Source organism: Pedobacter aquatilis, from assembly GCF_032678425.1.
In the GTDB taxonomy this organism is placed as follows: domain Bacteria; phylum Bacteroidota; class Bacteroidia; order Sphingobacteriales; family Sphingobacteriaceae; genus Pedobacter; species Pedobacter aquatilis_B.
In genome coordinates this window covers 735,076-759,554 of record NZ_JAVTSG010000002.1, presented here as the reverse complement: position 1 = coordinate 759,554, position 24,479 = coordinate 735,076, and the positions used below count along the sequence as shown (strand labels likewise).

Here is a 24,479-nt window from a genome sequence, read left to right as displayed (position 1 = left end):
TCATTAAAAAGCAAATCAGTTTCGCAATAATATACAATATTAAATTGGTCGTCATTGCGAGACTGGGTTTAAGCAAGCCGAAGCAATCTATTCGTTATAAAGAGATTGCTTCGTACCTCGCAATGACGATAGTAAAAAGCATCCTGGATAAATTAAACAATAAACCGTCATTTCGAGCGAAGCCGAGAAATCTTTTCTGTTAGAATAATTTAGCTATTTAAAAGATCTCTCCGTTCCGCTGCGCTTCAGTTGAGATGACGACTATTACGAACGCATTAGGATTGCTTCGTGCCTCGCAATGACGGGTCGTAAAAAGCATCCTGGATAAATTAAACAGCAAAACCGTCATTTCGAGCGAAGCCGAGAAATCTTTTCTGTTGAAAACAATAGAATTGCTTTAAAGATCTCTCCATTCCGCTGCGCTTCAGTCGAGATGACGACTATTACGAACGCATTAGGATTGCTCTCTACCTGCAATGACGGCCGTATTAGCAAATGACAACAATCCATAAAAAAAATTAAAATTGAGAAGAAGAGATTTTCTATACATGACTGGCGTTGGCGTTGGTACAACCATGCTTCCAAACCTATCTGCCTTTGGTAAAATTATTTCTGTGGAAGAGGCATTAACACCTGTTGATGTTGCACTAAAGAAAAAAATGGCCGATGTGGCGCTAAACGCTGCAAAAAGTAAGGGTGCAACCTATGCTGATGTAAGAATCGGAAGATACCTAAATCAGGTTGTAGCCACTCGCGAAAGCCGCGTAGAAAACATTTCCAATGCAGAATCATATGGTTTAGGTGTGCGTGTTATTGCTAATGGAGCATGGGGTTTCGCCGCAACCAACAATCTTGATAATGCAAGTATTGCCAAAGCTGCCGAAGCGGCCGTTGCAATTGCCAAAGGGAATTCAAAACTAATGGAAGAACCTGTTCAACTTGCGGCACAGAAAGGTTTTGGAGAAGTTAGCTGGAAAACCCCAATCGAAATTAACGCATTTGAAGTACCAATAAAAGACAAAGTTGATTTGCTTTTGAATGTTAATAACGAAGCCATGAAGGGCGGAGCCAAATACATCAACTCCAATCTGTTTATGATTAACGAGCAAAAGTATTTCGCTTCAACCGATGGTTCTTACATCGACCAGGATATACACCGCATTTGGCCAACTTTTACTTTAACTAAAACCGATGCTGCAAGCGGTAAATTCGAAACCAGAAATGCTTTAAGTGCACCAATGGGAATGGGTTTTGAATACTTAAAACCAAAAGATGAAGAAAAAATAAAAGGCGGCCCTGTTACCATGTACAAAAAACGTTACGACATTCTTGAAGATGTTCGCGAAGCAGCAGTTCATGTTGATGAAAAGTTAAAAGCCAAGCCAATACCTCCAGGCAAATACGATTTGGTTTTAGACCCTTCTCACCTATTCCTAACCATTCATGAATCTGTTGGTCACCCAACAGAGTTAGATAGAGTTTTAGGTTATGAAGCCAATTACGCCGGAACAAGTTTCCTTACCCTGGATAAATGGGAATCCAAAAAATTCAATTTTGGCAGCAAGGAAGTAAATATTCTAGCCGATAAAACCGAAACAGGTTCATTAGGCGCAGTTGGTTACGATGATGAAGGCGTTAAATGCGGCAACTGGGATATTATTAAAGATGGTATTTTGGTGAACTACCAAACCATTAGAGACCAGGCGCATATCCTCGGACTTAAAGAATCTCAAGGCTGTTGTTATGCTGATAGCTGGGATAGCATCCAGTTTCAAAGAATGCCAAACGTTTCATTAGCGCCGGGAAATGCAGCATTGAGTGCCGCAGATATGGTTAAAAATGTAGAGAAAGGCATTTATATGTTTGGTAGAAATTCTTATTCTATTGACCAGCAACGTTACAACTTCCAGTTCAGTGCGCAATTGGCTTACGAAATTAAAGAGGGTAAAATCGTAGGCATGTTTAAAGATGCAGCTTATCAGGCCAATACACAAGAATTCTGGAATTCATGTGTTCAGCGTTGCGATAAAAATGATTACCGTTTAGGTGGAACTTTTTCTGATGGAAAGGGTCAGCCCGGACAAGCAAGTGCTGTATCTCATGGCAGTCCAACTACTCGTTTTAATGGTGTTAACGTAATTAATACCGGCAGAAGATTAGGTTAAAATTAATACTCAGCTGCAGAAAAATCTGCGGCTGAGTATTTTAAACCATCTCCTTCTCAAATATTCCCTGCACGACTTTTATCTGTTCCTCGTAAATCGATTTCTTACGTGTTCCGAAATACAAGGTATTTTCTATTTGATTATAACCATCCCACAGAATTTTAACACGACCAGATTCTAATTCCTTCTTTGAAAGAAAATCAGGAACTACGGCTACTCCTTTTCCAACGCTTAAACAGCGTAGAATAGAACATATATTCGGAACAATGTAATTTGGTTTAAAATCGGGCCTCGCACCAAAATTAATATGCCAAAATCTTCTTAAGTGTTCCATATCTCCAGCTGTACCGTACCAGATTTGCTTCTTCAGCCAGCTTTGTATCTCCAAAAGATTATTGGTTTTAAAGAAATCATCAACTGCACCGGTGTCTGTTTCTGTTCCTGCTACAACAACGAGTTTCTCTTTGAAAAAGGGCTTGTAAAGTAGATTTTTGTAATCTCCTTTTTGCGGAGTAATAATTAAATCAAGTATACCACTATCCAAATCAGCAAGCATTTGCGGATAATCTCCAAATTTGATGATTACATTGAATGGTAAACTTGGCAAATAAGATTCTAACGTAAACTGAAAAGTTTCAAAACACATTCCAATACTAATAGTGGGAACGTCTTTTTCTGTTGATTTATGAAAATGTTTTTCTGCTTCCTCCAATTTGCATAATGCCTCTTGAACATAGTTATACATCACTTTACCTCGTTCTGTAGATACCATTTTTCTCGATGCCCTATCGAAAAGTTTGTAGCCAACATAACTCTCTAAAGAACTCAAATGTAAGCTGACTCCGGGTTGCGATATAAATAAATTTTCGGCAGCAGCGGTTAACGAACCGGTCTCATAAATAGCCTTAAATGTTCTGAACCATTCTAAGTTTATCATAATTCTATTATAATTATGATACAAATGTATAATTTATATTATTTTATTAATGAAATAATGCGCTGTAATTTTGTCTCAATAAAAGAAAACATAAAAAGATGAAAAATATATTTGTTATAAACGGAGGGCAAGTTTTCGGTCACTCTGGTGGTCAATTCAATAAATCGTTATTAGAAGCAACACTATCGTTTTTCCAAAGCAATCCTGATTTCCAAGTTAAATCAACAGATATTAATCAACCTTACAATTTAAAAGAAGAGGTTGAGAAATATAAATGGGCAGATGTTGTAATTTACCATACACCGATTTGGTGGTTTCAACTCCCGCATGGCTTTAAAGAATATATTGATACTGTTTTTACTGAAGGACATAAGACTGGAATTTACAATAGCGATGGGCGAACCGCTGCCAACCCATCAATAAATTATGGAACTGGTGGTATGCTTCATGGTAAAAATTACATGCTTACCACTTCCTGGAATGCGCCACAAGAGGCTTTCACTTTACCCGGAGAATTTTTTAACCAGCACAGTGTGGATGAGGGGGTTATGTTTGGCTTTCACAGAATGAATGCATTTACGGGTATGAAACCTTTAGAAAGTATTCACTTTCATGATGTGATGAAAAATGAATATATCCTCCGGGATTTAGATAACTACAATAAACATTTAGTTAAATTATTTATAGATAATAAAATTGAAAATGAAAGTATACTTAACAGCCATTGTGCAATCTAAAGACGGCAGATCAGAGCGATTAAAGCCTATTCTTCAAAATATGGTACAACATTCTAGAAAAGAAGAAGCCTGCTTACAATATGATTTATTTCAGTCAACTGAAGATGAAAACAGCTTTGTATTTAACGAAATTTGGGCTAGCCAATCTGGTTTGGATTGGCACAATGAACAGCCTTACATTATTGATTTCGTAAAATCATCAGAAGAATTGCTTGCTGACATACAAATATTAAAAACAGTCAAAATCAGTTAACCGAAAAATCACTCATGCGCATAAAGCTAGCCATGCAATTGCCAGGCTAGCTTTACGCAAACCCGGATATATTCAGCTATACTTAGTACGTAAATAATTATTAGCCAGAGGATTTGTATAATCCAATAGGCTGATTCCCTTTAAACAACTACTCTACCCCTTTAGCTTTTGTTACTATTGAGTAAAGCGATTTTGATGCCGTTATGAACAAAATATTTCGATTTTTCCCGCCAAAGCAAATGTTTCCACACCAATTTTCCGGGACATTCAGGTGCCCGATTTTTTCACCCAATGGATTATAGACATCAACACCTTTACCCGTAATGTAGATGTTTCCATTGCTATCTAAAGTCATTCCGTCAGAACCTTGCTTAAACATCAATTTCCGATTATTGAGCGAGCCATCATCACTAATTTCGTATCGGTAAGTAACATCAGCAACTCTATCTGCAATGTATAAATACTTTCCATCTGGTGTTCCAACAATTCCGTTTGGTCTGGCAAAACCATCGGCAACAAGTATTGCTTTTTTTCTTCCCTTTGGGATGTAATAAACCTTTTCTCCATCAAGTTCAGTCGCTTTTCTTGTCCAGTAATCGCGTTGATAATAAGGGTCGGTGAAATAAATTCCGCCTTTCAAATCTAACCAAATATCATTAGGGCCATTCGCATTCTTTCCATCTATATCTGTAAAAAGAATCCTTAATTGTTTCTTTTTATCAATTGACCAGATTTGATTATTTTCATCGGCGCATACAATTAAATTCCCTTGCTGATCAAAGTAAGTTCCATTTGCACGACCACTTTTATCCATGTAGAGACTGAGCTTTCCATCAGTATCATATTTCCAAATCTTATCATTTGGCTGGTCGGTAAAGAAAATATTGCCTGCCTTATCAACTGATGCGCCTTCCGTGAATTCAAATTGAGATGAAATAAGTTTTAAACTATCTTGAACAAAAATTGGAGACGCAGACTGAGCATAAGATAAAGTTGTGTAAAAGGAAATTACACATAGTAGCAGAGAATATTTTTTCATTGGGTTTTATTTGGCAATATTCCGGATAATCGGTTGTAATTAATTTTAGAGTTTTAACTAGCCCTTTTCTCATTTAAAAGCATATCTAACGCATCATTCAAAGTGCCCGCTTTTTGCACTTCGCCGTCATTTACGAAATAGATTTCATTAGCATTTTCAATAGTATTGAGCCTGTGCGCAATAATAACCAAAGTTGTTTCTTTTGATAATTTGTTCAAAATATTACCTAAAAGTTGTTCGGTTATGGTATCAATATTTGCAGTTGCCTCATCTAAAATTAGCAATTCTGGGTTACGCAAAACAGCCCTCATAAAAGCAATTAACTGTTTTTGCCCTAAACTTATTCCATCTGATGCTGATGTGATTACAGTATTCAATCCTTCATCAAAAACTGCAAGAATTTCATTCAAATTAGCTTCTTGGATTATTTGTTTTAGTTCATCATCACTCAAATCTCTAAGCTTACTATTTCCATACAAGATATTCTCTTTAACTGTTCCACTAAACAGAAATGGTTCTTGAAGGATAAAACCTATTTTTTTACTGCGTTCTTCGTCAGAAAAGCTTCTGATATCTTTACCATCTAGCAAAACTGTTCCTTTGGTGGCATCGTACAAACGAGAAATTAGAGAAGCAGTTGTCGTTTTTCCGCCACCTGTAGGACCAATTAAAGCATAGGTTTTACCTTTATCAAAACGCAAATTGATGTTGTGCAGAATTTCTTTACTGTCATCATAAGAGAAGTGAACATTTCTAAATTCTACTAAAGCATCAGACTGTGAAGCTTCCTTATTTTCAATTTGCTTCAAATCATTCTCCAATAATAGAATTTGCGAAATCCTGTCCCAACTTGCCATAGCCACCTGAAAACTTGTCCACAATGCAGCCAATTGGCGAAGCGGATTATAAAAACTTGTTGTGTAGGCAATATAACTCACAAGCAAACCCAGTGTAAAATTACCTTTAGAAATTAAATAGATTCCAAAAAGCAACACAATAAGTTGTGCAGCACTCGCAAACAAACCGTAAACCGGAACAAAAATATTATTGGCCAAACCTGCACCAATTGCGGTTTTATAGTTTTCTTTGTTAGCCTTGTTGAATTTCTCTCTAAAGTAATCTCTCCTATTGAAGGCTACAATTACTTTAAAATTATTTAAACTTTCCTGTATCTCGGCACTCATGGCACCAACACTTTTCAAGTTAATGGCATTTTTTTTCTTCACCCATGGTGAAAAAATCATAGTAAAAGCCACAATTAAAACTGCGGGTAATAATGCAGCAGCTCCCAATTCAATATGAATAGAAAGCAAGAAAATGCCAGCACCTATCATAGTTACGATGCTGCCAATAAACTGAACCAGCGACTGTGAGAAAAACTGATTTAATTTATCGGTATCATTATTTACCCTCGAAATTAAATCGCCAGCTTTATTCTGGTTGAAAAAAGAAACGGGTAAGGTTTGCAGCTTATTAAATATCGCATTGCGAAGTGTGTAAAGCATCCTTTGGCCAACGCCACCCATTAATTTGGTTTGCCAATAACCAGTTATCATCGCCACCAAATAAATGGCCAAGAGTATGCCTGCAAATATTAAAACGCCGTGAAATTGCTTGGTTCTGATGTATGTATCAATGGTATGTCCTATTAATAATGGCCCAAGTAACAGTAACCCAGAATTAGCTAAAATGATAATTAAAGCCAGCCAAAGATTTTTCTTTTCGGCAGAAATTAAATTCAAAAGGCGCTTTAGAGCTTTATATGTAGATTGCTTTTCCTGCTTTTGGCTAAGCTGGTTAAGATTGTAGTTCATAATTGCTGGTGCTCTGTTGTGAATTAAAAATCTGTACGTATTCTGGACTTGTTTTCAACAAATCCCGATGTGTGCCTTCGGCAATAATTTCGCCCTGCATGATTAAAATAACTTTATCGTAATGTGCAACTGAGGCAATTTTTTGTGTTACCGAAATTAGTGTTAGCGAAGGATAATTCTTTTGGATATTGGCTAAAATACGAGCTTCGGTATTGGCATCAACCCTTGCGGTAAAATCATCCAGCAATAAAATTTTAGGGTTAATCGCTAAAGCTCTAGCGAGCATAATCCGCTGTTTTTGACCACCTGATAAACTACTGCCACGTTCAGAAACGATGGTATTTAGCTTTTCCGGCAAGGCTTCAATAAAATCTTTCAGCTCGGCTGTTTCAATGGCTTTGATTAACGATTCATCTGTAACGGTATCGCTAAAAGCAATATTCTCACGAATGCTTAAATTAAAAATGATGCTATCCTGAAAAACAAACCCCACTTGCTTATAAAAATGATGTTGATTATAAGTGTCGATTGTTTTGCCATCAAATAAAACTTCACCACTACTTGGTGCAATTAATCCGGTTAAAATATGCAGAAGTTGAGATTTTCCAGCAGCAGTTGGCCCGATAATGGCCACTTTTGAACCTGGTTCGACCTTAAACGAGATGTTTTTCAAAACTGGTTTCTGTCCGAAATTTAGCGAGATATTTTGAGCCTCAACTTCGCCTGCAAGTTTTTTAGTTAAAATACCTTGATGCTCTATTAGAGACGCATTCAAAACGCTTTCAATTCTTTGGTAAGATGCCGTAGCTTGTGCAATAACGTTACTCATAAAACCTATAACTAAAATCGGGAAGATAATCATGGTTAAATAACTGCTAAAAGCGGCAAATTCGCCTAAAGTCATTGAATCTGTAATTACAAAATGACCGCCAAGCACCAAAATACTCAGACCAGATAAGTTAGCGGTAAAAACGATTATCGGAATTAAGCCTGCGAAGAGCCTTAAAATTGAAAGGCCTAAATCACGGGCTTTTGCATTTGCATCTAAGAACTTATTGTACTCTAACTGTTGCGAATTAATTAACCGAATAAGTGCCGAGCCTAAAATACTTTCGCTAATTACTTTGTTAAGCCAATCGATAACCTCGCGACTTTTTATAAACAAAACCTTAACCTTACTCAGTACAAAGAAAAATGCTCCGCCAATTATTGGTACAATTACGATTACGCAAAGGGCAAGTTTCCAATTAATCATCAGTAACAAAATGCTTGCGCCAACTATTAAAAATAACGATGAGGCAATAGATACAATCGCCTGAGACACGAACATTTTAATGGAATCTGCATCGGCAGTAAGATTGGTTAATAACCTTGCCGGATTTGCCTGCAGAACGTAAGCATGGTTTTGCCTCGAAATTTGGTCTGAAAGTTTGGTTCGAATATCTCTTGCAACTTTTTCTGAAGCATAAGTTTGTACAATACTTTGTAAGTATGTAAATATGAAAACCAGTACAATTGCTAGTGCAAAGTAAGTTAGTATCGTTTCCAAATTAAATGTTTTATTCGAATAAGAATCAATCCCGTTTGCAATAATTTTTGGAATTAACAGGTTGATACCGTTGCTTAATAACGCGAAAAAAATAAGCAGAAAAATTAAACCTTTATAATTTGCCAGCAGACTAAAAACACTCGGTTTCTTAGCTTTTTTGGGATTGTCCATATTTTTGAATATGATTCAAATTTAATTCATTTATTGGAATAGGTTGTTTTTAATTTGAGTTTTTGGTTTTGTTAGCTACAGACTTACAGATTAATTATAAAGTAGAATTTAACTCATTGTAATTTTGTTTTGCCACGGAAACACGGATTTACACGGAAATTTTATTTCATATCTCATTGCTTTACTTTTTTCCGCTTTTTCAAAAATTTATAGCCACAGATTTACTGGTCAATTACAAAAATAAAATCTGTAAATCTGCTATTTATATTTTCCGCGATTTCCGTGCTTCCGTGGCAAAAGTTTTTAAAATCAATTCCAAATAAACATTGCTACCTTTGCAATTGCGCCATTGAAGAAAATGGTATAACCCAAAATAAAATGATTGAAATAGGTAAATACAACGAATTAAGGATTTTAAGTAAAACGGAGGCCGGATTAAATTTAACAGACGGCGATAAATTAGTTTTACTACCATACCAATACGTTCCGCAAAACGCTGAAATTGGCGATAATTTAAATGTTTTTGTTTTTATTCAAAAAGATGGACGTTTGACCGGAACGACTCAAAAGGCTTATGCCGAAGTTGGAGATTTCGCTTTTTTGAAAGTAGTATCTGATGGTGAAGATGGTGTTTTTATGGATTTAGGCATCGATAAAGATGTTTATGTTCCACAGCGAGAGCAAAAAAGACCAATGCAAAAGGGTTATAAATACGTGGTTTACATCTATTTGGATGAAAATAACGACCGTTTATTAGCATCATCAAAATTATATGATTTTGTGGAGGAGGAAGATTTCGATTTTGAAGAAGGTGATGAAGTAAGCTTATTGATAACGGAGGAAACAGATTTAGGCTACAATGCGATTATAAACAATACTAATATTGGTTTATTGTACCATAACGAGGTGTTTGATAACATCCAGATTGGTGAGCAACGCAAAGGCTGGATTAAAAAAATACGCGTTGAAGGCAAAATTGATTTGACTTTACAGCCGAGCGGTTACGGACACATTTTAGATTCAAAAGAGATGATGTTAGCTGAATTGAAAAAAAGTGGCGGCGTTATAGAATTAGGTGATAAAAGTACGCCGGAAGAGATTTACCATCGTTTTCAGATTAGCAAAAGTGCTTTCAAAAAGACTATCGGCTCGCTTTATAAAGAACGCAAAATAATGCTCTCTGATGATTCAATTAGATTGATTATCGACGAAGAGGCTGATTAATATTTTTTAGCCATAGATTTACCGATTTCCTTCGACTCCGCTCAGGATGACAGACCAATAAAAGGTAGCTTGGTTTCCGTTTATTCTGTGTTTCCGTGGCAAAAGAGGTCAAAGAATTGCGTACAAAAGCAAAACCTCACCCTTTGAATGCAAGTAGTTGGGCTAATTTGCATTCTCCCTCTCCTTGAGGAGAGGGATTGCAGTTAAGAACGAGGAGTAGAAACTTTGACAGGGAGCGGTTTTAAAATTCCATGTTTCCGTGGCAAACACGTTTCAACTATTAATTAAAAAAACGCCAATCTGTGGCCACCCATTTTAGTTCAAATTAAATTTATCCTGCTGAACTTTAACAACATTCGAAGCCGAAACAATGTTAACAATTAAAGCCCCGATAGCAATTGCCAAAAGCACTTGAAAAAACGAATAAACTTTAGTACCAGATACAAATATCTTTGAATCCTTAATCAGCTCGTCCCCAACCTTTGATTGTATTTTAATCAATTTGGAAAGTTGAGTTAAGGTTTGAGCAAAGGTTTTTCTACCAACAGTTTCATAAATCCTTTCCGCTTCATCTTCCGCCACATTAAACAACTGCAATTCCATTTGATGTTGGGTTTTTAATGCATTCTTTAAGTCATTTAAAAATGCTTTTTCTTGCTTAACCAAAAATGTTAGCTCATACTTATTTATAACAGAATCTATTTTTCTGTTATGTCCTTCAATCTTCGAAATAATTGTTGATGAATTGGTTTTATCGCTTCCAAATGCATCCTGTAGAAGGCTGTTTTTATGATAAAGGTTTTCGGCAATGAAAAATAAATCAGTAGCAGGCACCAACCTATCATTGTACATAGAAATAAATGAATCATTTATTTTAGTAACACTTTTATCTTCCAAAAAACGGATTAATAAAGTGCAGCACATAATGCAGAACAATAGAAAAGCTATTTTTATTTTGTTTTTAATACTGAAAGCAAATTTCATAATTTATTTGGTTAGTAATATTATGCCATCGAAACACAGAAAATACATTTAAAGTAGCTATCAATGTAATCTTTAAATCGGTATAATCACAATTAAAAATAATCTTCCTGCGCCGTTTTAGCAAAAAGCAATGGCGAAAAATTAACTAAATATAACTCTTGTTTGGCCCTGGTAACAGCAGTATAAAGCCAGCGGAGAAAATCCAAATCAACCATTTCATCCGTTAAATAACCCTGGTCGGTAAAAACAGCATCCCACTGTCCGCCTTGTGCTTTATGGCAAGTTACCGCATAAGCAAACTTTATCTGCAAGGCATTGTAAAATGGATCTTGTTTAATCGCCAGCATCCGTTGGCGTTTGTTTGCAATGTGTTCGTAATCCTCGTTTAAACCATCAAATAATTTCTTATTCTGCTCGTAAGGTAAGTTTGCAGTTTCTAAACTTAAGGTATCAAGCATCACTTTACAGCTTACCTGTCCTGCTGCTGGGAAATCCATAAACTCTAAAGTAGCATCCGCAAAGCGGAAACCATAACGTTCCTCTTCACCTCTAACCCGAATTACTTTTGCCATATCGCCGTTGGCGATAAAAGCAGTTTCATCATTATCCGGAAGCCAAAAGTAATTATTACGAACCACCATAATCTGGTCGCCACCTGTAAGTTCTTCTTCCCTGTAAAGCAACCTGGAACGGATTTGCTGGTTATAAACATTTGCCGATTTATTCGACCTGCAAACCACAAGTGTATTTTCCATTCCGAATTTTCGGTATGCATATTCCAAACCCTCAACCAATCTGGCACCTGCCATATTGTAAATATCCGTGTAATTTTTAGTTAAAAACTTAGGTAAAGGTTTGTCAGGATTTTTATTAATCTGATTACGAAGCATGGTTGCATTTGCTAAAATACCCGATTTTTTACCCTGTCGAACAACTTCCTTTAATTCAACCGAAGTAACGGTTAATGCAAATTTATCTTTTAAGTATTGCTCGTTTAACGCCGGACTATCCAAACTGCCAACTGGCGGTAATTGTGCGGTATCGCCAACAAAAAGGAGAAAGCAGTTTTTTGTATTGTACACAAACTCCAACAAATCTCTTAAAATAGATGAACCCGTTTCGTTAAACTCATCGGCAATCATCGAGGCTTCATCAATAATAAAAAGCGTATTTTCTGATAAATTTGGGGCAAGTTGAAATTGCATTTCTGGTGATGCCGCCGAACGTTTTCGGTAAATTCTTTTATGTATCGTTAACGCTTTTCTGTACGAATACTGGCTCATCACCTTCGCCGCACGGCCAGTTGGAGCCAACAGCTCGCTACGCAAATTAAATTTTGCCAAAACCTTAACCAACGCAGCCACCGATGTTGTTTTACCTGTACCTGCATAGCCTTTCAACACAAAACATTTGTATTCATCCTCATCTTGCAAAAAAACCGACATCCGCTCGCAAAAAAGAAGCTGTTCTTTAGTTGGCGTGTGTTCGTAGGCTTCTGCAATAAGTTGGTTTTTATTAATGTACATTGTATTGTTTATTGTTTTAACTGCCCAATTGTGTAATTGTTAGCAGAAAATATTTTTTTTGGAAAGCAATTGTAGTGCTAATCGGTTTCGAAAGTCCGTCTTTCCGCTATATCCCCGATGTAAAATCGGGGGATGCCGCTTCAATACGGTTTAAGCTGCAAAGATAGAATCCATTTTTAATGTCAGCTACTGCAAAATACCTAAATTTTAAAAGGGTTGCACATTGCTCAATTTAACAATTAAGCAATTAAACAATTTAACTTACAACAACAAGGTTTCAATACGATGCGCCATTACAACGCCTTGCTTTTCACTCCAGCTAAATATGGTAAAGTGTCCATCCTGAGAGGCAACCAAACCTATTGATTGTGGTTGGTCGTTAACAAATTGTGCTACAGAAAAGTGTCTTGTACCACCTAATTGACCTGGAAAAAGAATTTTATCCTCTCCTCCAACAATCGGTTCAGAAAAGGCAATCTGCTCTACAGTAGGTTTACCCTTTGCCCTTCCAATTTTTGCACCAAAGGCAATTAAATCGAATGCTTCGTTTATAATTGTTGCGCCATCAACAGCTGTTAAACCTGCTAAATGCTCAACTTCGCGGCGTAATGCGCCCTGAGAAAATATTTCAGTCTGATTGCCACTTTGCTTAGCCAGATTGGATAAACCACAAAAAGGAGGCTCAATTAAATAAGTTATTGGATGAATAATCGATTCGGCCCATTTTTTATCATCTTTTGGCACAATTAACAAGGCCCCACCTCTCCCATGCGAACGCATGGAAACTGCAAATTGTATTAAAATATTAATTGGGTCATTCCAGCTGGCTAAAACAGTTAAATCAAGTAAGGCTTTTAAAATCGGCGGACAATCTCTATTGGCACAGCTTGTATCATCGACAATTCGAATTTGCTCGCCTTTTAAAACGGCAACATTTGTAAACTTTCCTATTCCGTAAATCCTGCGATGCTTAATTACAATTAAACCTGGTTCAGAAACATCTACAACAAAGCAAAAATTTGGTATATTCAATGTAGTTCCCCAAATGTACAACTCACCCTCTTCCATCCATACGCCAAGATGTATTCCTGAACGTTCTATTCCAGGCGCAATTTTGGTAAGTGTATTTGCATTTAATGCCAGTTTTTTAGCAAAAAGCAATGGTTTTGAAGTTTGGTCTGGTGGCAAAAAGGCAATCGAAATTCTTGGCGAATGACCTTCTTCTTTTCTTAAACTGCTCCAAAAGGCAACATCAATTAAGGTTTCGATTGTAAATTTATCGGGTTGTGTCGCCAAATCAACCTCTCCCTGCGCAATCGCATTTTGATGCAGCTTGATAAAATGTTGCTCAATTGTGCCAGCAATTGTATTTGCTGCTTTATAGGTAGGTTGGTAGCTCATGTTTCGAATTTAAGCCGAATTTTTGAAATATTCATGTTTGCAAAAGTTTGTGTTTGGTAAAAAGATTTTGAGATGCTTTAGCCGTAAATCGGTTTGCCACGGAAGCACAGAAATCACGGAATAATTAATATAGAACAAAACTTCCGTGTAAATCCGTATTTCCGTAGCGAAAACAAATTCAAAAATTATTGCCACAGAAACATAGAAATCTCGGAATAATTAATAAAGAACAAAACTTCCGTGTAAATCCGTGTTTCCGTGGCGAAAACAAATTCTAAAATTATTGCCACGGAAGCACAGAAATCTCGGAATAATTAATAAAAAACAAAACTTCCGTGCAAATCCGTGTTTCCGTGGCGAAAACCTAAAAAATTCTTAATTGTAAAACTCCAGTGTCCAATTCATCTTTCATTGCGAAAAAACTTTGCGCCCTTTGCGGTTAATCCTTAAAAAACTCTATTTTTGTTTCAATGAGCAAAAACAGTCTTTTATTGGTCGACCCTAACTTTAAAGCTGAGGCATCTGCAAACTGTCATTTATTGTTAAAAATAACCAACGACAGCTTCTCTTATGCCTTGGTTGATAAGAATTCTGGAGCGATTAACGCAATATTTGATAAACAAGGTTGTGATTCTATAGAAGCTGAGCTAAAAACTGCATTCGATAATGATGCAAATTTAAGTTTGAACTATGCTGCAGTGAAAGCTGCAATCCATACTTCAAATTTTATTTTTATTCCGGACGAATGGTTCGATGGAGAGAATTTAGCGGTTTATGCGAAGTATCTTGGCGCTGAAAACCAGGTTTATTCAACACAAAATAACTTAGGTTTCAACACCGTTTTTTGCTTAGATGAAAAAGTTAAACAAACATTACCAAAGCATTCCTTAATTTTTCCTCAATCAGAACCCTTAATTGCTTTATTTAAGCATTTGGCTGATGAATCTTTACTAATTGATTTTACAGCACTTTCTTTTAACATTCTGTATGTGAAAGATAAAAAGGTAGTTTTCCAAAATCACTATCAATCCGAAAATGCTGATGAATTTAACTATTTCCTGCTGCTAATAATGGAGCAGTTAAATTTAAACGACAATGTGCCAATTTATCTTCAGGGTATTATAAATGAAGATGATGAACATTACAATTGCCTCTTGAAATATTTCAATAATTTATATTTCTTTTTACCAGCCGCAAAGCAAAACAACGAATTGCTTGCAGATATGCCACAACATTATTTCAGCGGACTTCTTGCTTTGGATTTATGCGGATAATTGGCGGAAAATTAAAAGGAATTCGTTTACAGCCGCCTACAAACTTGCCCGTTAGGCCCACAACCGACATGGCAAAGGAAGCTTTATTCAACATCTTAAACAACAGATTCGATTTTGAAACTTGTAGCGTTTTAGATTTATTTTGCGGTACAGGAAACCTTACTTTTGAATTTGCCTCAAGAGATGCAGAAAGCATTCTCGCAGTTGATTTGGATTACGGATGCGTGAATTGGGTTAAAACAACCGCCAAAAAACATAATTTCAATCAAATTGATGTGCGCAAAGGCGATGTTTTTAAGTTGCTAAAACAGATGACGGGCAGCTACGATTTGATCTTCGCAGACCCACCTTACAACATGCCGAACATCCCACAAATTCCCGTTATGGTTGCTGCTCAGCAATTATTAAAACCAAATGGATTACTTGTAGTTGAACACCAAAGCAATATGAAATTGAATAGTCAGCCGGGTTATACCGAAACCCGAAAATATGGCAATTCGTCTTTCAGTTTCTTTGAGTTTAGTTAGCTTTAGGTTTTGGCATCCGTCATGCTGTCCCGAATATTCGGGATCAGCATCTTAAGAAAAAAAGACCCTGAAATAAATTAAGGGTGACGATCAAAAAAAATACTTCAAATAAACGCTCGTCATTGCGAGGAATGTTTAACCTTTCTCCTTTCAGCCTAAAAATCTATATTTGAATTATGAAGATAGCGCTATTTCCAGGTTCATTTGACCCAATCACCATTGCCCACGTTAACATTTTACAACGTGCTACGCCTCTTTTTGATAAAATCGTAATTGGCATTGGCTTAAATAGTTCTAAACAAAATTTTTTAAGTGCTGAACAACGATTGCACATCTTAGAAACCGTTTTTCAAGGATACAAGAATATTGAAGTTCAAACTTATGAGGGCTTAACGGTTGATTTTTGTCGCAAAATAAATGCAACTTACATGGTTCGTGGCATTCGCTCTGCATCAGATTTTGAGTACGAAAGAGCGATTGCGCAAATTAATCAAACCATGATGCCTGAAGTAGAAACCATCTTACTTTTAAGCAAACCTGAATATTCTGCTATCAGTTCTACAATCGTTAGAGATATCTTAAGAAATCACGGCGATGTTAGTCCTTTTGTACCGCAAGAAGCTCTAGAGTTTTTGTAAAAAAATTATTGCTTTAAGATTCCCAATTGAATTGGGAATGACGAGCGCTTTAATTTGTTGCATTCCTATTCCCAATTAAATAGGAAGTGAAAAAGCAAAACTTACAAAATCCCTCCGGCTCTCATCACATCCATTATAGATGGAAAAGTATTTTTTACAATTGGTCCAAGGTGATTTCTATCCAGCCAAACAGCTTCATCAATGCCTTCTTCCTTTTGAGGAACCAAGTTTGGCTCTCCTTTAACTTTCATTTTATACCAATTGGTTTTTTTAATAACCATTTTCGAATTCATCGGATAAACATGGTAAGTTCTGCAAAGCTTTTCCTCACGTTTAAAAACCTTAATACCGCACTCCTCTTCCACTTCTCTAACAGCAGTTTCCTTCATGTTTTCGCCATCTTCCAGCTTACCTTTTGGTAAATCCCACTTCTTATTTCTGAAGATAAAAAGGAAATTTCCATTTACACTTTCTACTAAACCGCCTGCTGCTTTTATAATTTCACAGTTCTTTTTTAACCGTTTGAAGGTTTCTTTGGGATTTTTGGTTAAGAAAATGTAGCTTTTTTTTGACCCATTCTTTAATTTTTTATAAAATGTTTGCAAATCAAAATCCTGAATTTCAAGTTGTTGTATTTTTTCTTTTTGTTCAGGCAAAACATCTGATATAAACAAAGTGTTATCGTTGATATAAATTCTGTAATTTTGGGCCATGTATAATAAAAGTGATATTGAATTAAAGGTAGCGGAATTTTTATTACAAATAAAGGCAATTAAATTACAACCTAATAATCCTTTTACTTGGGCATCGGGTTGGAAATCGCCAATTTATTGCGATAACAGAATTACCCTTTCTCACCCACAGGTAAGAACATACATTCGCCAAAAGTTAGCGCAAGCCATTCAAGAAGAATTTGGAGCTGTTGACGTAATTGCAGGCGTTGCAACAGCTGGCATTCCACAAGGTGTTTTAGTTGCTCAGGAATTAGGTTTACCATTTATTTACGTACGTGCTAAAGCAAAAGAGCATGGAACCGGCAGTTTAATTGAAGGTGAGGTTGTAGAAGGACAACGCGTTGTAGTAATTGAAGATTTAATATCTACAGGAAAAAGCAGTTTACAAGCTGTTGAAGCGTTAAAAGCTGCAGGATTATCTGTAGCTGGCTTAGCCGCAATTTTCACTTACGGTTTCGAACAAGCAGATGAGAACTTTGCCGCAGCTAAATGTCGTTATTTAACCTTATCAAATTATGGTGCATTAATCGAATATGCAGCCGAACACAGCATCATTGCTAAAAGTGATATGGAATTACTAGGCAAATGGCGTTTAAACCCATCAGAATGGGGCAAAAACGAAGTGCTTAATTCGGAGTCATAAAAGTAAAAAAATCTCCTAAACCAAATATTTACGAATGACAATTATTGAAAGCGCTGTAGAAATTAATAAACCTGTTAACGAGGTTTTCGCATTTCTATCGAACATGAACAACCATCAGGAACTAATGCCTGAAAATATTTATAACTGGACATCTACTGAGGATGAGGCCCGTTTTACCATTCAAAATATGGCTAAACTTGCAATTAAAATCTCAAACCGTGTAGAAAATCAGGAACTGATTGCAATACCTACAGAAAAAGCACCTTTTGATTTGGAATTAAAATGGACGGTTGCTGATAACGGAAACGGTACAACAACTGCTAAACATATTATTTCTGCCGATCTAAATATGATGATGAAGATGTTGGCTTCTGGTCCTTTACAAAAGTTAGCCGACCACCAGACTGAAAAACTAAAAGAGATTTTGGGATAAGGTTAATAGTTAAATTGTTTGAATTGGTTAATTGTTTGAATCGGTTACACCAAACAGGCAACTGAAGACAGGTAACTGAAAAAAAGCATCTGCAAAATAAAACGCAGATGCTTTTTTTATGCGTTATGGTTTTCTTAAATAGATGCAAAAGCTGCGCCACCTAAACCCGATTGCAGCGATATCCCCAATTTTTCATTGGGGATACAGCGTAAAGCGGGACTACAAAATCAAAAGCATTACTACAATTGCTTTACAAATCTAAAAAACAAGACAAATCTTCAGTACAAAACACTATATACCAGCAACTTAGTCATAAAAAATAAATTCTTACCGACAAAATTACCGATTTAAAAAGCAAATATGCGGTGGCATTTGTTTTGATTAAAACGGTTATATGAACTTCAACAATTTTACAATAAAAGCCCAGGAAGCAATTCAACAGGCTTCTGAAATAGCGCAGGGCAATCAGCAACAAGCTATAGAAACGGCACATCTTTTAAAGGGTTTGCTTACTGTTGATGAAAACGTGGTTTCTTACGTGTTAAAGAAACTAAACGTTAACCTTAGTGGATTAAATCAAAAATTAGATGCAGAAATTTCTAAGTTTCCTAAAGTTAGTGGAAGCAATGTCTATCTGTCATCAAATGCAAATAATGTTTTACAGAAAGCGCAATCGTTTTTAAAGGAATTTAAGGACGAATTTGTTTCCATTGAACACGTTTTACTTGGAATTTTAGCGGTTAATGATAATACTTCGAAGCTGTTAAAAGAACAAGGCGTTACCGAAAAAGATCTTAAAAAAGCCATTACAGAATTACGAGGTGATAATCGTGTTACCGACCAAAATGCAGAAGCAACTTACCAGGCTTTAGGCAAATATGCCCGAAATTTGAATGAATACGCCGAAAGCGGCAAGTTAGACCCGGTTATTGGTCGTGATGAAGAAATTCGCCGGGTAATTCAGATTTTATCTCGCAGAACTAAAAACAACCCAATTTTAATTGGTGAGCCAGGTGTTGGTAAAACTGCAATTGCAGAAGGTATTGCTTTTAGAATTATAAAAGGCGATGTACCCGAAAACCTGAAAAGCAAAACCGTTTACTCGTTAGATATGGGTGCTTTAATTGCAGGTGCTAAGTACAAAGGCGAATTTGAAGAGCGACTAAAAGCCGTAGTTAAAGAGGTAACGCAAAGCGATGGCGACATCATTCTATTTATTGATGAGATACACACTTTAGTTGGTGCAGGTGGCGGAGAAGGTGCAATGGATGCTGCAAATATTTTAAAGCCTGCTTTGGCTCGTGGCGAATTACGTGCCATTGGTGCTACAACTTTAGATGAATATCAAAAATATTTAGAGAAAGATAAAGCCTTGGAACGCCGTTTTCAAAAGGTTATGGTTGAAGAGCCTGATACACAGGATGCGATTTCGATTTTGCGTGGTTTAAAAGAACGTTACGAAACACACCACAAAGTGCGTATTAAAGACGAAGCCATTATTGCTGCTGTAGAAATGAGTCAGCGTTACATTGCCGATCGCTTTTTACCAGATAAAGCCATCGATTTAATGGATGAAGCCGCATCTAAATTACGCCTGGAAATGGATAGCGTACCTGAAAATGTTGATGCTTTAGACCGTGAGATTATGCGTATGGAAATTGAGCGTGAGGCCATCAAGCGTGAAAAAGATGATAAGAAAGTTAAAGAACTTACTGAAGATATTGCAAACCTTTCAGCAGAGCGAGATGAATTAAAGGCTAAATGGCAGGGCGAAAAAAATCTGGTTGATAATATTAACAATCAAGTTGAATTGATTGAGCAATATAAACTGGAGGCTGAGCAAGCTGAACGTGCCGGAGATTATGGCAAGGTTGCCGAAATCCGTTATGGTAAAATCAAAGAAGCGCAAGATACCTTTGAAAAACTTAAAGCCGATTTAGAGAATCAGCAAAGCGATAGCAGAATGCTTAAAGAAGAGGTTACTGCTGATGATATTGCGGGCGTAGTTGGCCGTTGGACCGGTATTCCGGTTACGAAATTAATTGCAAGTGAAAGAGAAAAATTGCTGAATCTTGAAGCTGAACTACATCAACGAGTTGCCGGGCAAGATGAAGCGATTGAAGCCATCTCTGATGCCATTCGCCGTTCTCGTGCAGGATTACAAGATAAACGCAAACCAATCGGCTCATTCATTTTCTTAGGTACTACTGGTGTTGGTAAAACCGAATTGGCTAAAGCATTAGCGGAGTTTTTATTTAATGATGAAAATGCGTTAACCCGTATTGATATGAGCGAATACCAGGAACGCCATGCCGTTTCCAGATTAATTGGAGCGCCTCCGGGATATGTGGGCTACGATGAAGGTGGACAATTAACCGAGGCCGTTAGACGTAAACCTTATTCGGTTGTGCTATTGGACGAAATTGAAAAAGCACATCCTGATGTATTTAATATTTTATTGCAGGTTTTAGATGATGGACGTTTAACCGATAATAAAGGCAGAACGGTAAACTTTAAGAATACCATCATCATCATGACATCTAATATCGGCGCACATTTAATACAAGATAATTTTAAAAACCTGGATGATGAAAACCGCGATGAAGTTATTGCCAAAACCAAAAACGAATTGTTTGAGGTTTTAAAGCAAACGATTCGTCCGGAGTTTTTGAATAGAATTGATGAACTGATAATGTTTACGCCTTTAAATCGTAGTGAAATCAGAGATATTGTTTCGCTTCAGTTTAAGCACGTACAACAAACACTTGCCGAAATGGGTATTGAAATGGATGCCTCTACGGAAGCATTGGATTGGTTGGCTCAATTAGGTTACGACCCACAATTTGGTGCAAGGCCATTGAAAAGAGTGATTCAGAAACGGATTTTAAACGAGCTATCAAAAGAAATATTGGCTGGTAAAGTTGATAAGGATAGTAAAATAAAGCTTGACATGTTCGACAATAATTTTGTATTTCTTAATCAAAACGAATAATTGAGATAAATAATTTGTAAAGAGGCTGTTAATAAATAGCCTCTTTTTTTATAACTAAAAATTAAGTAGTAATTTGGAGTTACATCCATTACGCTTATGACTAAATCGCTCTACATTTTTTTCTGTTGTGTAATCCTATTCACAACATATCATCAAGCATTTTCGCAAGGCACAAATTTACACGATAAAAAGTTAGTCAGTAAATACGATAGTTTACTGAAGATTGCACCAAGGGAAAAGATTTATGTTCATTTAGATAGAGCCACATTTGTTCCACAAGATACATTGTGGTTTAAAGCATACTTAGTCGATGCCAATACAAACAGCTTTTCCAAGATCAGTGGTTTAGTATATTTCGAAATCGTTGATGCAACTGGTGTGATAATACAAACCATGAGTATGCCTACCAGCATGGGTTTAACATGGGCAGGCTTTGCATTAAAACCAGAGATTTACAAACAAGGCAGTTATACATTTAGGGCCTACACCAATTGGATGCAAAACTTTGGGCAAACCTATATTTTCTCAAAATCCTTTAAAATTCTCGACTTCTTAAAAGAAGAACAAATTACAGAGGTAGAAACCAAAAGGAAAGTCAAATCACCCAAAATTGTAGAATCACCTGCTGAAAGCCAACAAGCAATAGATTTACAATTTTTACCCGAATCTGGAATTTGGTTAGCCGAGAAAAATCAAAAAATGGCTTTCAAAGCCTTGGGTCAAAATGGAAAGGGAATAAAAATATCTGGCTCCATTCTCGATTCAAAGCAACAGCTTGTAGCCAACTTTAATTCAAATGAAATGGGTATGGGCTACTTCGAAATGATACCAACTGCTAACGAAAACTATGAAGTTAAAGTTAACGAATACCAAAATCTAAAAAAAATAAATTTCCCAAAAGCAACTACATACGGTGCCTATTTTAGGCTCTTTAATTATTACAATACGGATTCAATTAGCATTCAGGCTTATTCCGATTTGCCCGAACAAGAACTTACCATTATTGGTCAATCGAGAGGTACCATTTGCTTTCAGGCACAAATAAAATCACGTAAACAATATCGTCCGTTTAAGATTGCGAAATCACTATTCCCAACGGGTGTTTGTCAAATTCTATTACAGAATACTAAAGGTCAAATTATAAACGAGCGGAGTTTCTTCATCAACCATAATGATGATTTAAAGATAAATGCCCTTTCTTCAAATTTGATTTATAACATCCGCGATAGTATTTCTGTTAATTTAAGTGTAAGCGATGATGAAGGAAAACCAATTTCCGGAGCATTTTCAATAGCAGTAACGGATGATAATCAAATCAAAAAGGATTCACTAAATGACGAAAACATTCTTTCATACATTTTATTAAGTTCTGATTTAAAAGGCGAGATTGAGCAACCGGGTTATTATTTCCAAAAATTTGATGAAACTAAACACAACGATTTAGAAGCACTAATGCTTACTCAGGCTTGGGTGAGTTACAATTGGAATGAATACAAAAAACCAGTTTTCATAGCCGAGAAAGATTTTAAAATCACTGGAAAAGTGACCAATATGCTTAATAAGCCAGTTAACAAAGCAAATATGATTTTGATGGGGATGAAAAAATATTCAACGGTTATAGATACCGTAACCAATGATAAGGGCGAATTCGTTTTCGATAATTTTCCGCAATTAGATAGCGCTTCATTTATTATTCAGGCCCGAAACTCAAAAAATAAAGTCGGAACCTTGGGTGTACAATTAAATGAATTTAAAAATGCTCCATTTGTTTCCCCTATAAAAAAAAGAGGCATTATAAATGTTGAAACTCCTGATAGCTTAAGTCAGCAATTTATCGATATCAAGAACGAAGAGTACAAAGTGGCTTTTAAAAGTGGAATTAATTTAAGGGAAGTTAAAATTGTTGGAAAAAAGATTATTAAAAACTCTAAAAATTTAAACGGAGCCGGAAATGCTGACCAGGTTCTGAGTGAAGAGGATATGGATAAAGTAGCCAAGAGAACACTCCTAAATGTCTTGGAAGATAATCTGAAAGGGTTTAAAATGAAGTTTGGTAAAGACGGTACCTCTTTCTATGTTGTAAATTCTGATATATTCAAGTTAATTATAGATGGCATTGATGTAGATTTTTTCTATGAGCGAACAGGAATCCCCGGCAATGAATATATAAACTATATAAATTCTTATTTGAAATACTACACTGCCGAAGATATTAAAGGCATGGAAGTAATGGGAAGTCGCAGATATAGCAATACTTATCGGTCAAGATTTTTAGACCCGAGAGATGATAAAGAATATACTTTTGTAGAAATTACCACCCGAACCGGAGAAGGACCGTTTATAAAAAAAGTAGCGAACATGTATAAATATAAACCGCAGTTTAGCTATGGTGATAGTAAAGTATTTTACAGTCCGCGATACACAGCAGTTAATAAACCAGATAAAAAACCCGACTACCGCTCTACCATATTCTGGCAACCAAATCTTATAACAGATGCCAACGGGAGCGGTAGTTTTTCATTTTTTTCTGCTGATAAAAAAGGAAGTTATACCGTTTGGATTGAAGGTGCTGATATGAATGGAAACTTTGGTTTCAAAACACTTAGCTTAAAAATAAATTAACTTATAACTAAATAGTTACATATCTTTAAACTAAACGATTAGTTGCTTTGTGTTTTTTTATCTAATATTGGATACACACAAAAAAACACAAATGAAAAAACAACTATTAATTACGATGATGGCAGTACTATGCCTCTCTGCCACGGCAATTGCACAAACCAAAGGAACAAATGCTTTAAGCTTTGGTGTAAATGTTAACTCAAGTAAAAGCATTTTTAACAATGTGGAGCAAAGCGAAAGCAAATACAATCTTTTCACATTAGGTTATGGATATTTTTTTAAGGATAACAGTAAAATTGGGTTAGAACTTACCTATGGAGAGAATAAGATTTCTGGCAACTCAATGCAAACATATGGTTATAAGAACTACGGAGGAAACTTATCATACCAAAAATATTTCCCATTATTTAAAACTTTGTATGCCTATGCAGGCGGTAAAGGAAGCTATATACACGGCACACAAACGAATCCACAAAATACATCGCCCATAGAATATAAAGGCAATACCTACTCATTAGGTGCATATGGTGGTATTACGTGGTTTTTATCAAAAAGATTTGCCCTTGAAACCAGTTTACTATCAGCTGATGTAGCTTACAGTTCATCAGAAACTACAGATATGGCATTTTCTTCAACCAGTAAATCAAAGCAAACCAGTTTTAATTTAAGCAGCCAAGGTTTCATTAATAATTTAGGTTTTAAAATTTACATTCTCTTCTAAATATAACCCTTTCTCATCTACCTGTAATCCCGCCAAATATTTTTTTGGTGGGATTTTTTTTGGAAATAGTCCTCAATCATAGCTTAATTTCACAA

Annotated in this window: 20 protein-coding genes; 12 read left to right on the top strand and 8 right to left on the bottom strand. The window is 36.1% G+C overall.

Annotated features, from left to right (window positions below; translation table 11 throughout):
* The first annotated feature begins 524 nt into the window (after positions 1-524).
* Positions 525-2,165 carry a TldD/PmbA family protein gene (locus R2Q16_RS09440; protein WP_316736650.1) on the top strand — a complete coding sequence of 547 codons (1,641 nt, stop codon included), beginning with the start codon at positions 525-527 and terminating at the stop codon, positions 2,163-2,165.
* A gap of 40 nt (positions 2,166-2,205) precedes the next feature.
* Here R2Q16_RS09440 and R2Q16_RS09435 read toward each other — a convergent pair whose 3' ends face one another.
* Positions 2,206-3,102 carry a LysR family transcriptional regulator gene (locus tag R2Q16_RS09435; protein WP_316736649.1) on the bottom strand — a complete coding sequence of 299 codons (897 nt, stop codon included), beginning with the start codon at positions 3,100-3,102 and terminating at the stop codon, positions 2,206-2,208.
* Between the two features lie 98 nt (positions 3,103-3,200).
* Here R2Q16_RS09435 and R2Q16_RS09430 point away from each other — a divergent pair, with 98 nt between their 5' ends.
* Together R2Q16_RS09430 and R2Q16_RS09425 are read left to right on the top strand one after the other, a co-directional pair.
* On the top strand, positions 3,201-3,839 hold the full coding sequence (locus R2Q16_RS09430) for an NAD(P)H-dependent oxidoreductase (protein ID WP_316736648.1): 639 nt from the start codon (positions 3,201-3,203) through the stop codon (positions 3,837-3,839).
* Complete coding sequence (locus R2Q16_RS09425; protein WP_316736647.1) at positions 3,805-4,092, top strand: putative quinol monooxygenase; 288 nt, start codon at positions 3,805-3,807, stop codon at positions 4,090-4,092. The genes R2Q16_RS09430 and R2Q16_RS09425 overlap by 35 nt, the downstream gene beginning before the upstream one ends.
* A 148-nt stretch (positions 4,093-4,240) precedes the next feature.
* On the opposite strand, the gene R2Q16_RS09420 is transcribed toward R2Q16_RS09425, so the two are convergent.
* From R2Q16_RS09420 to R2Q16_RS09410, 3 genes are read right to left on the bottom strand one after another with little or no spacing between them, the layout of a single operon-like run.
* On the bottom strand, positions 4,241-5,131 hold the full coding sequence (locus R2Q16_RS09420; protein WP_316736646.1) for an SMP-30/gluconolactonase/LRE family protein: 891 nt from the start codon (positions 5,129-5,131) through the stop codon (positions 4,241-4,243).
* 53 nt (positions 5,132-5,184) lie between these two features.
* A complete protein-coding gene (locus tag R2Q16_RS09415) occupies positions 5,185-6,945 on the bottom strand; it encodes an ABC transporter ATP-binding protein (protein WP_316736645.1) in 1,761 nt (586 codons plus the stop codon).
* Entirely contained in the window at positions 6,929-8,665 is a 1,737-nt protein-coding gene (locus R2Q16_RS09410) for an ABC transporter ATP-binding protein (protein WP_316736644.1), read from the bottom strand. Before R2Q16_RS09410 ends, R2Q16_RS09415 begins: the two co-directional genes overlap by 17 nt.
* A 378-nt stretch (positions 8,666-9,043) precedes the next feature.
* Here R2Q16_RS09410 and R2Q16_RS09405 point away from each other — a divergent pair, with 378 nt between their 5' ends.
* Positions 9,044-9,889 (top strand): S1 RNA-binding domain-containing protein, encoded by an 846-nt coding sequence (locus R2Q16_RS09405; protein WP_316736643.1) that lies wholly within the window; start codon positions 9,044-9,046, stop codon positions 9,887-9,889.
* Positions 9,890-10,204: 315 nt separating this feature from the next.
* Here R2Q16_RS09405 and R2Q16_RS09400 read toward each other — a convergent pair whose 3' ends face one another.
* The 3 genes from R2Q16_RS09400 to R2Q16_RS09390 form a co-directional block, all read right to left on the bottom strand.
* Positions 10,205-10,873, bottom strand: coding sequence for an MCP four helix bundle domain-containing protein (locus R2Q16_RS09400; protein ID WP_316736642.1), 669 nt, complete (start codon positions 10,871-10,873; stop codon positions 10,205-10,207).
* Between the two features lie 92 nt (positions 10,874-10,965).
* Positions 10,966-12,399, bottom strand: coding sequence for an ATP-dependent RecD-like DNA helicase (locus R2Q16_RS09395; RefSeq protein ID WP_316736640.1), 1,434 nt, complete (start codon positions 12,397-12,399; stop codon positions 10,966-10,968).
* A gap of 261 nt (positions 12,400-12,660) precedes the next feature.
* Positions 12,661-13,800, bottom strand: coding sequence for a putative sensor domain DACNV-containing protein (locus R2Q16_RS09390; protein WP_316736639.1), 1,140 nt, complete (start codon positions 13,798-13,800; stop codon positions 12,661-12,663).
* 470 nt (positions 13,801-14,270) lie between these two features.
* Between R2Q16_RS09390 and R2Q16_RS09385 the strand changes: the two genes are divergently transcribed.
* The 3 genes from R2Q16_RS09385 to coaD all read left to right on the top strand — a co-directional run bounded on the left by R2Q16_RS09385 (position 14,271) and on the right by coaD (position 16,239).
* Entirely contained in the window at positions 14,271-15,074 is an 804-nt protein-coding gene (locus R2Q16_RS09385) for a DUF3822 family protein (protein WP_316736638.1), read from the top strand.
* A complete protein-coding gene (locus R2Q16_RS09380; protein WP_316736637.1) occupies positions 15,065-15,601 on the top strand; it encodes an RsmD family RNA methyltransferase in 537 nt (178 codons plus the stop codon). Before R2Q16_RS09385 ends, R2Q16_RS09380 begins: the two co-directional genes overlap by 10 nt.
* 176 nt (positions 15,602-15,777) lie before the next feature.
* Complete coding sequence (gene coaD / locus R2Q16_RS09375; protein ID WP_316736636.1) at positions 15,778-16,239, top strand: pantetheine-phosphate adenylyltransferase; 462 nt, start codon at positions 15,778-15,780, stop codon at positions 16,237-16,239.
* A 101-nt stretch (positions 16,240-16,340) separates the two neighbouring features.
* On the opposite strand, the gene R2Q16_RS09370 is transcribed toward coaD, so the two are convergent.
* The gene (locus R2Q16_RS09370; protein ID WP_316736635.1) at positions 16,341-16,952 is read right to left on the bottom strand and encodes an NUDIX hydrolase; all 612 of its coding nucleotides are present in this window, start codon (positions 16,950-16,952) and stop codon (positions 16,341-16,343) included.
* On the opposite strand from R2Q16_RS09370, the gene pyrE reads away from it, so the two are divergent.
* The 5 genes from pyrE (at position 16,951) to R2Q16_RS09345 (ending at position 24,384) form a co-directional block, all read left to right on the top strand.
* Entirely contained in the window at positions 16,951-17,616 is a 666-nt protein-coding gene (gene pyrE, locus R2Q16_RS09365; RefSeq protein ID WP_316736634.1) for an orotate phosphoribosyltransferase, read from the top strand. The two genes, R2Q16_RS09370 and pyrE, sit on opposite strands and share 2 nt — an antisense overlap.
* Positions 17,617-17,650: 34 nt before the next feature.
* Positions 17,651-18,049, top strand: coding sequence for an SRPBCC family protein (locus tag R2Q16_RS09360; protein ID WP_316736633.1), 399 nt, complete (start codon positions 17,651-17,653; stop codon positions 18,047-18,049).
* Between the two features lie 394 nt (positions 18,050-18,443).
* Positions 18,444-21,041 carry an ATP-dependent chaperone ClpB gene (gene clpB / locus R2Q16_RS09355; RefSeq protein ID WP_316736632.1) on the top strand — a complete coding sequence of 866 codons (2,598 nt, stop codon included), beginning with the start codon at positions 18,444-18,446 and terminating at the stop codon, positions 21,039-21,041.
* A 96-nt stretch (positions 21,042-21,137) separates the two neighbouring features.
* On the top strand, positions 21,138-23,663 hold the full coding sequence (locus tag R2Q16_RS09350; RefSeq protein WP_316736631.1) for a hypothetical protein: 2,526 nt from the start codon (positions 21,138-21,140) through the stop codon (positions 23,661-23,663).
* A 91-nt stretch (positions 23,664-23,754) separates the two neighbouring features.
* Positions 23,755-24,384 carry an outer membrane beta-barrel protein gene (locus tag R2Q16_RS09345; RefSeq protein WP_316736630.1) on the top strand — a complete coding sequence of 210 codons (630 nt, stop codon included), beginning with the start codon at positions 23,755-23,757 and terminating at the stop codon, positions 24,382-24,384.
* Positions 24,385-24,479: the final 95 nt, after the last annotated feature.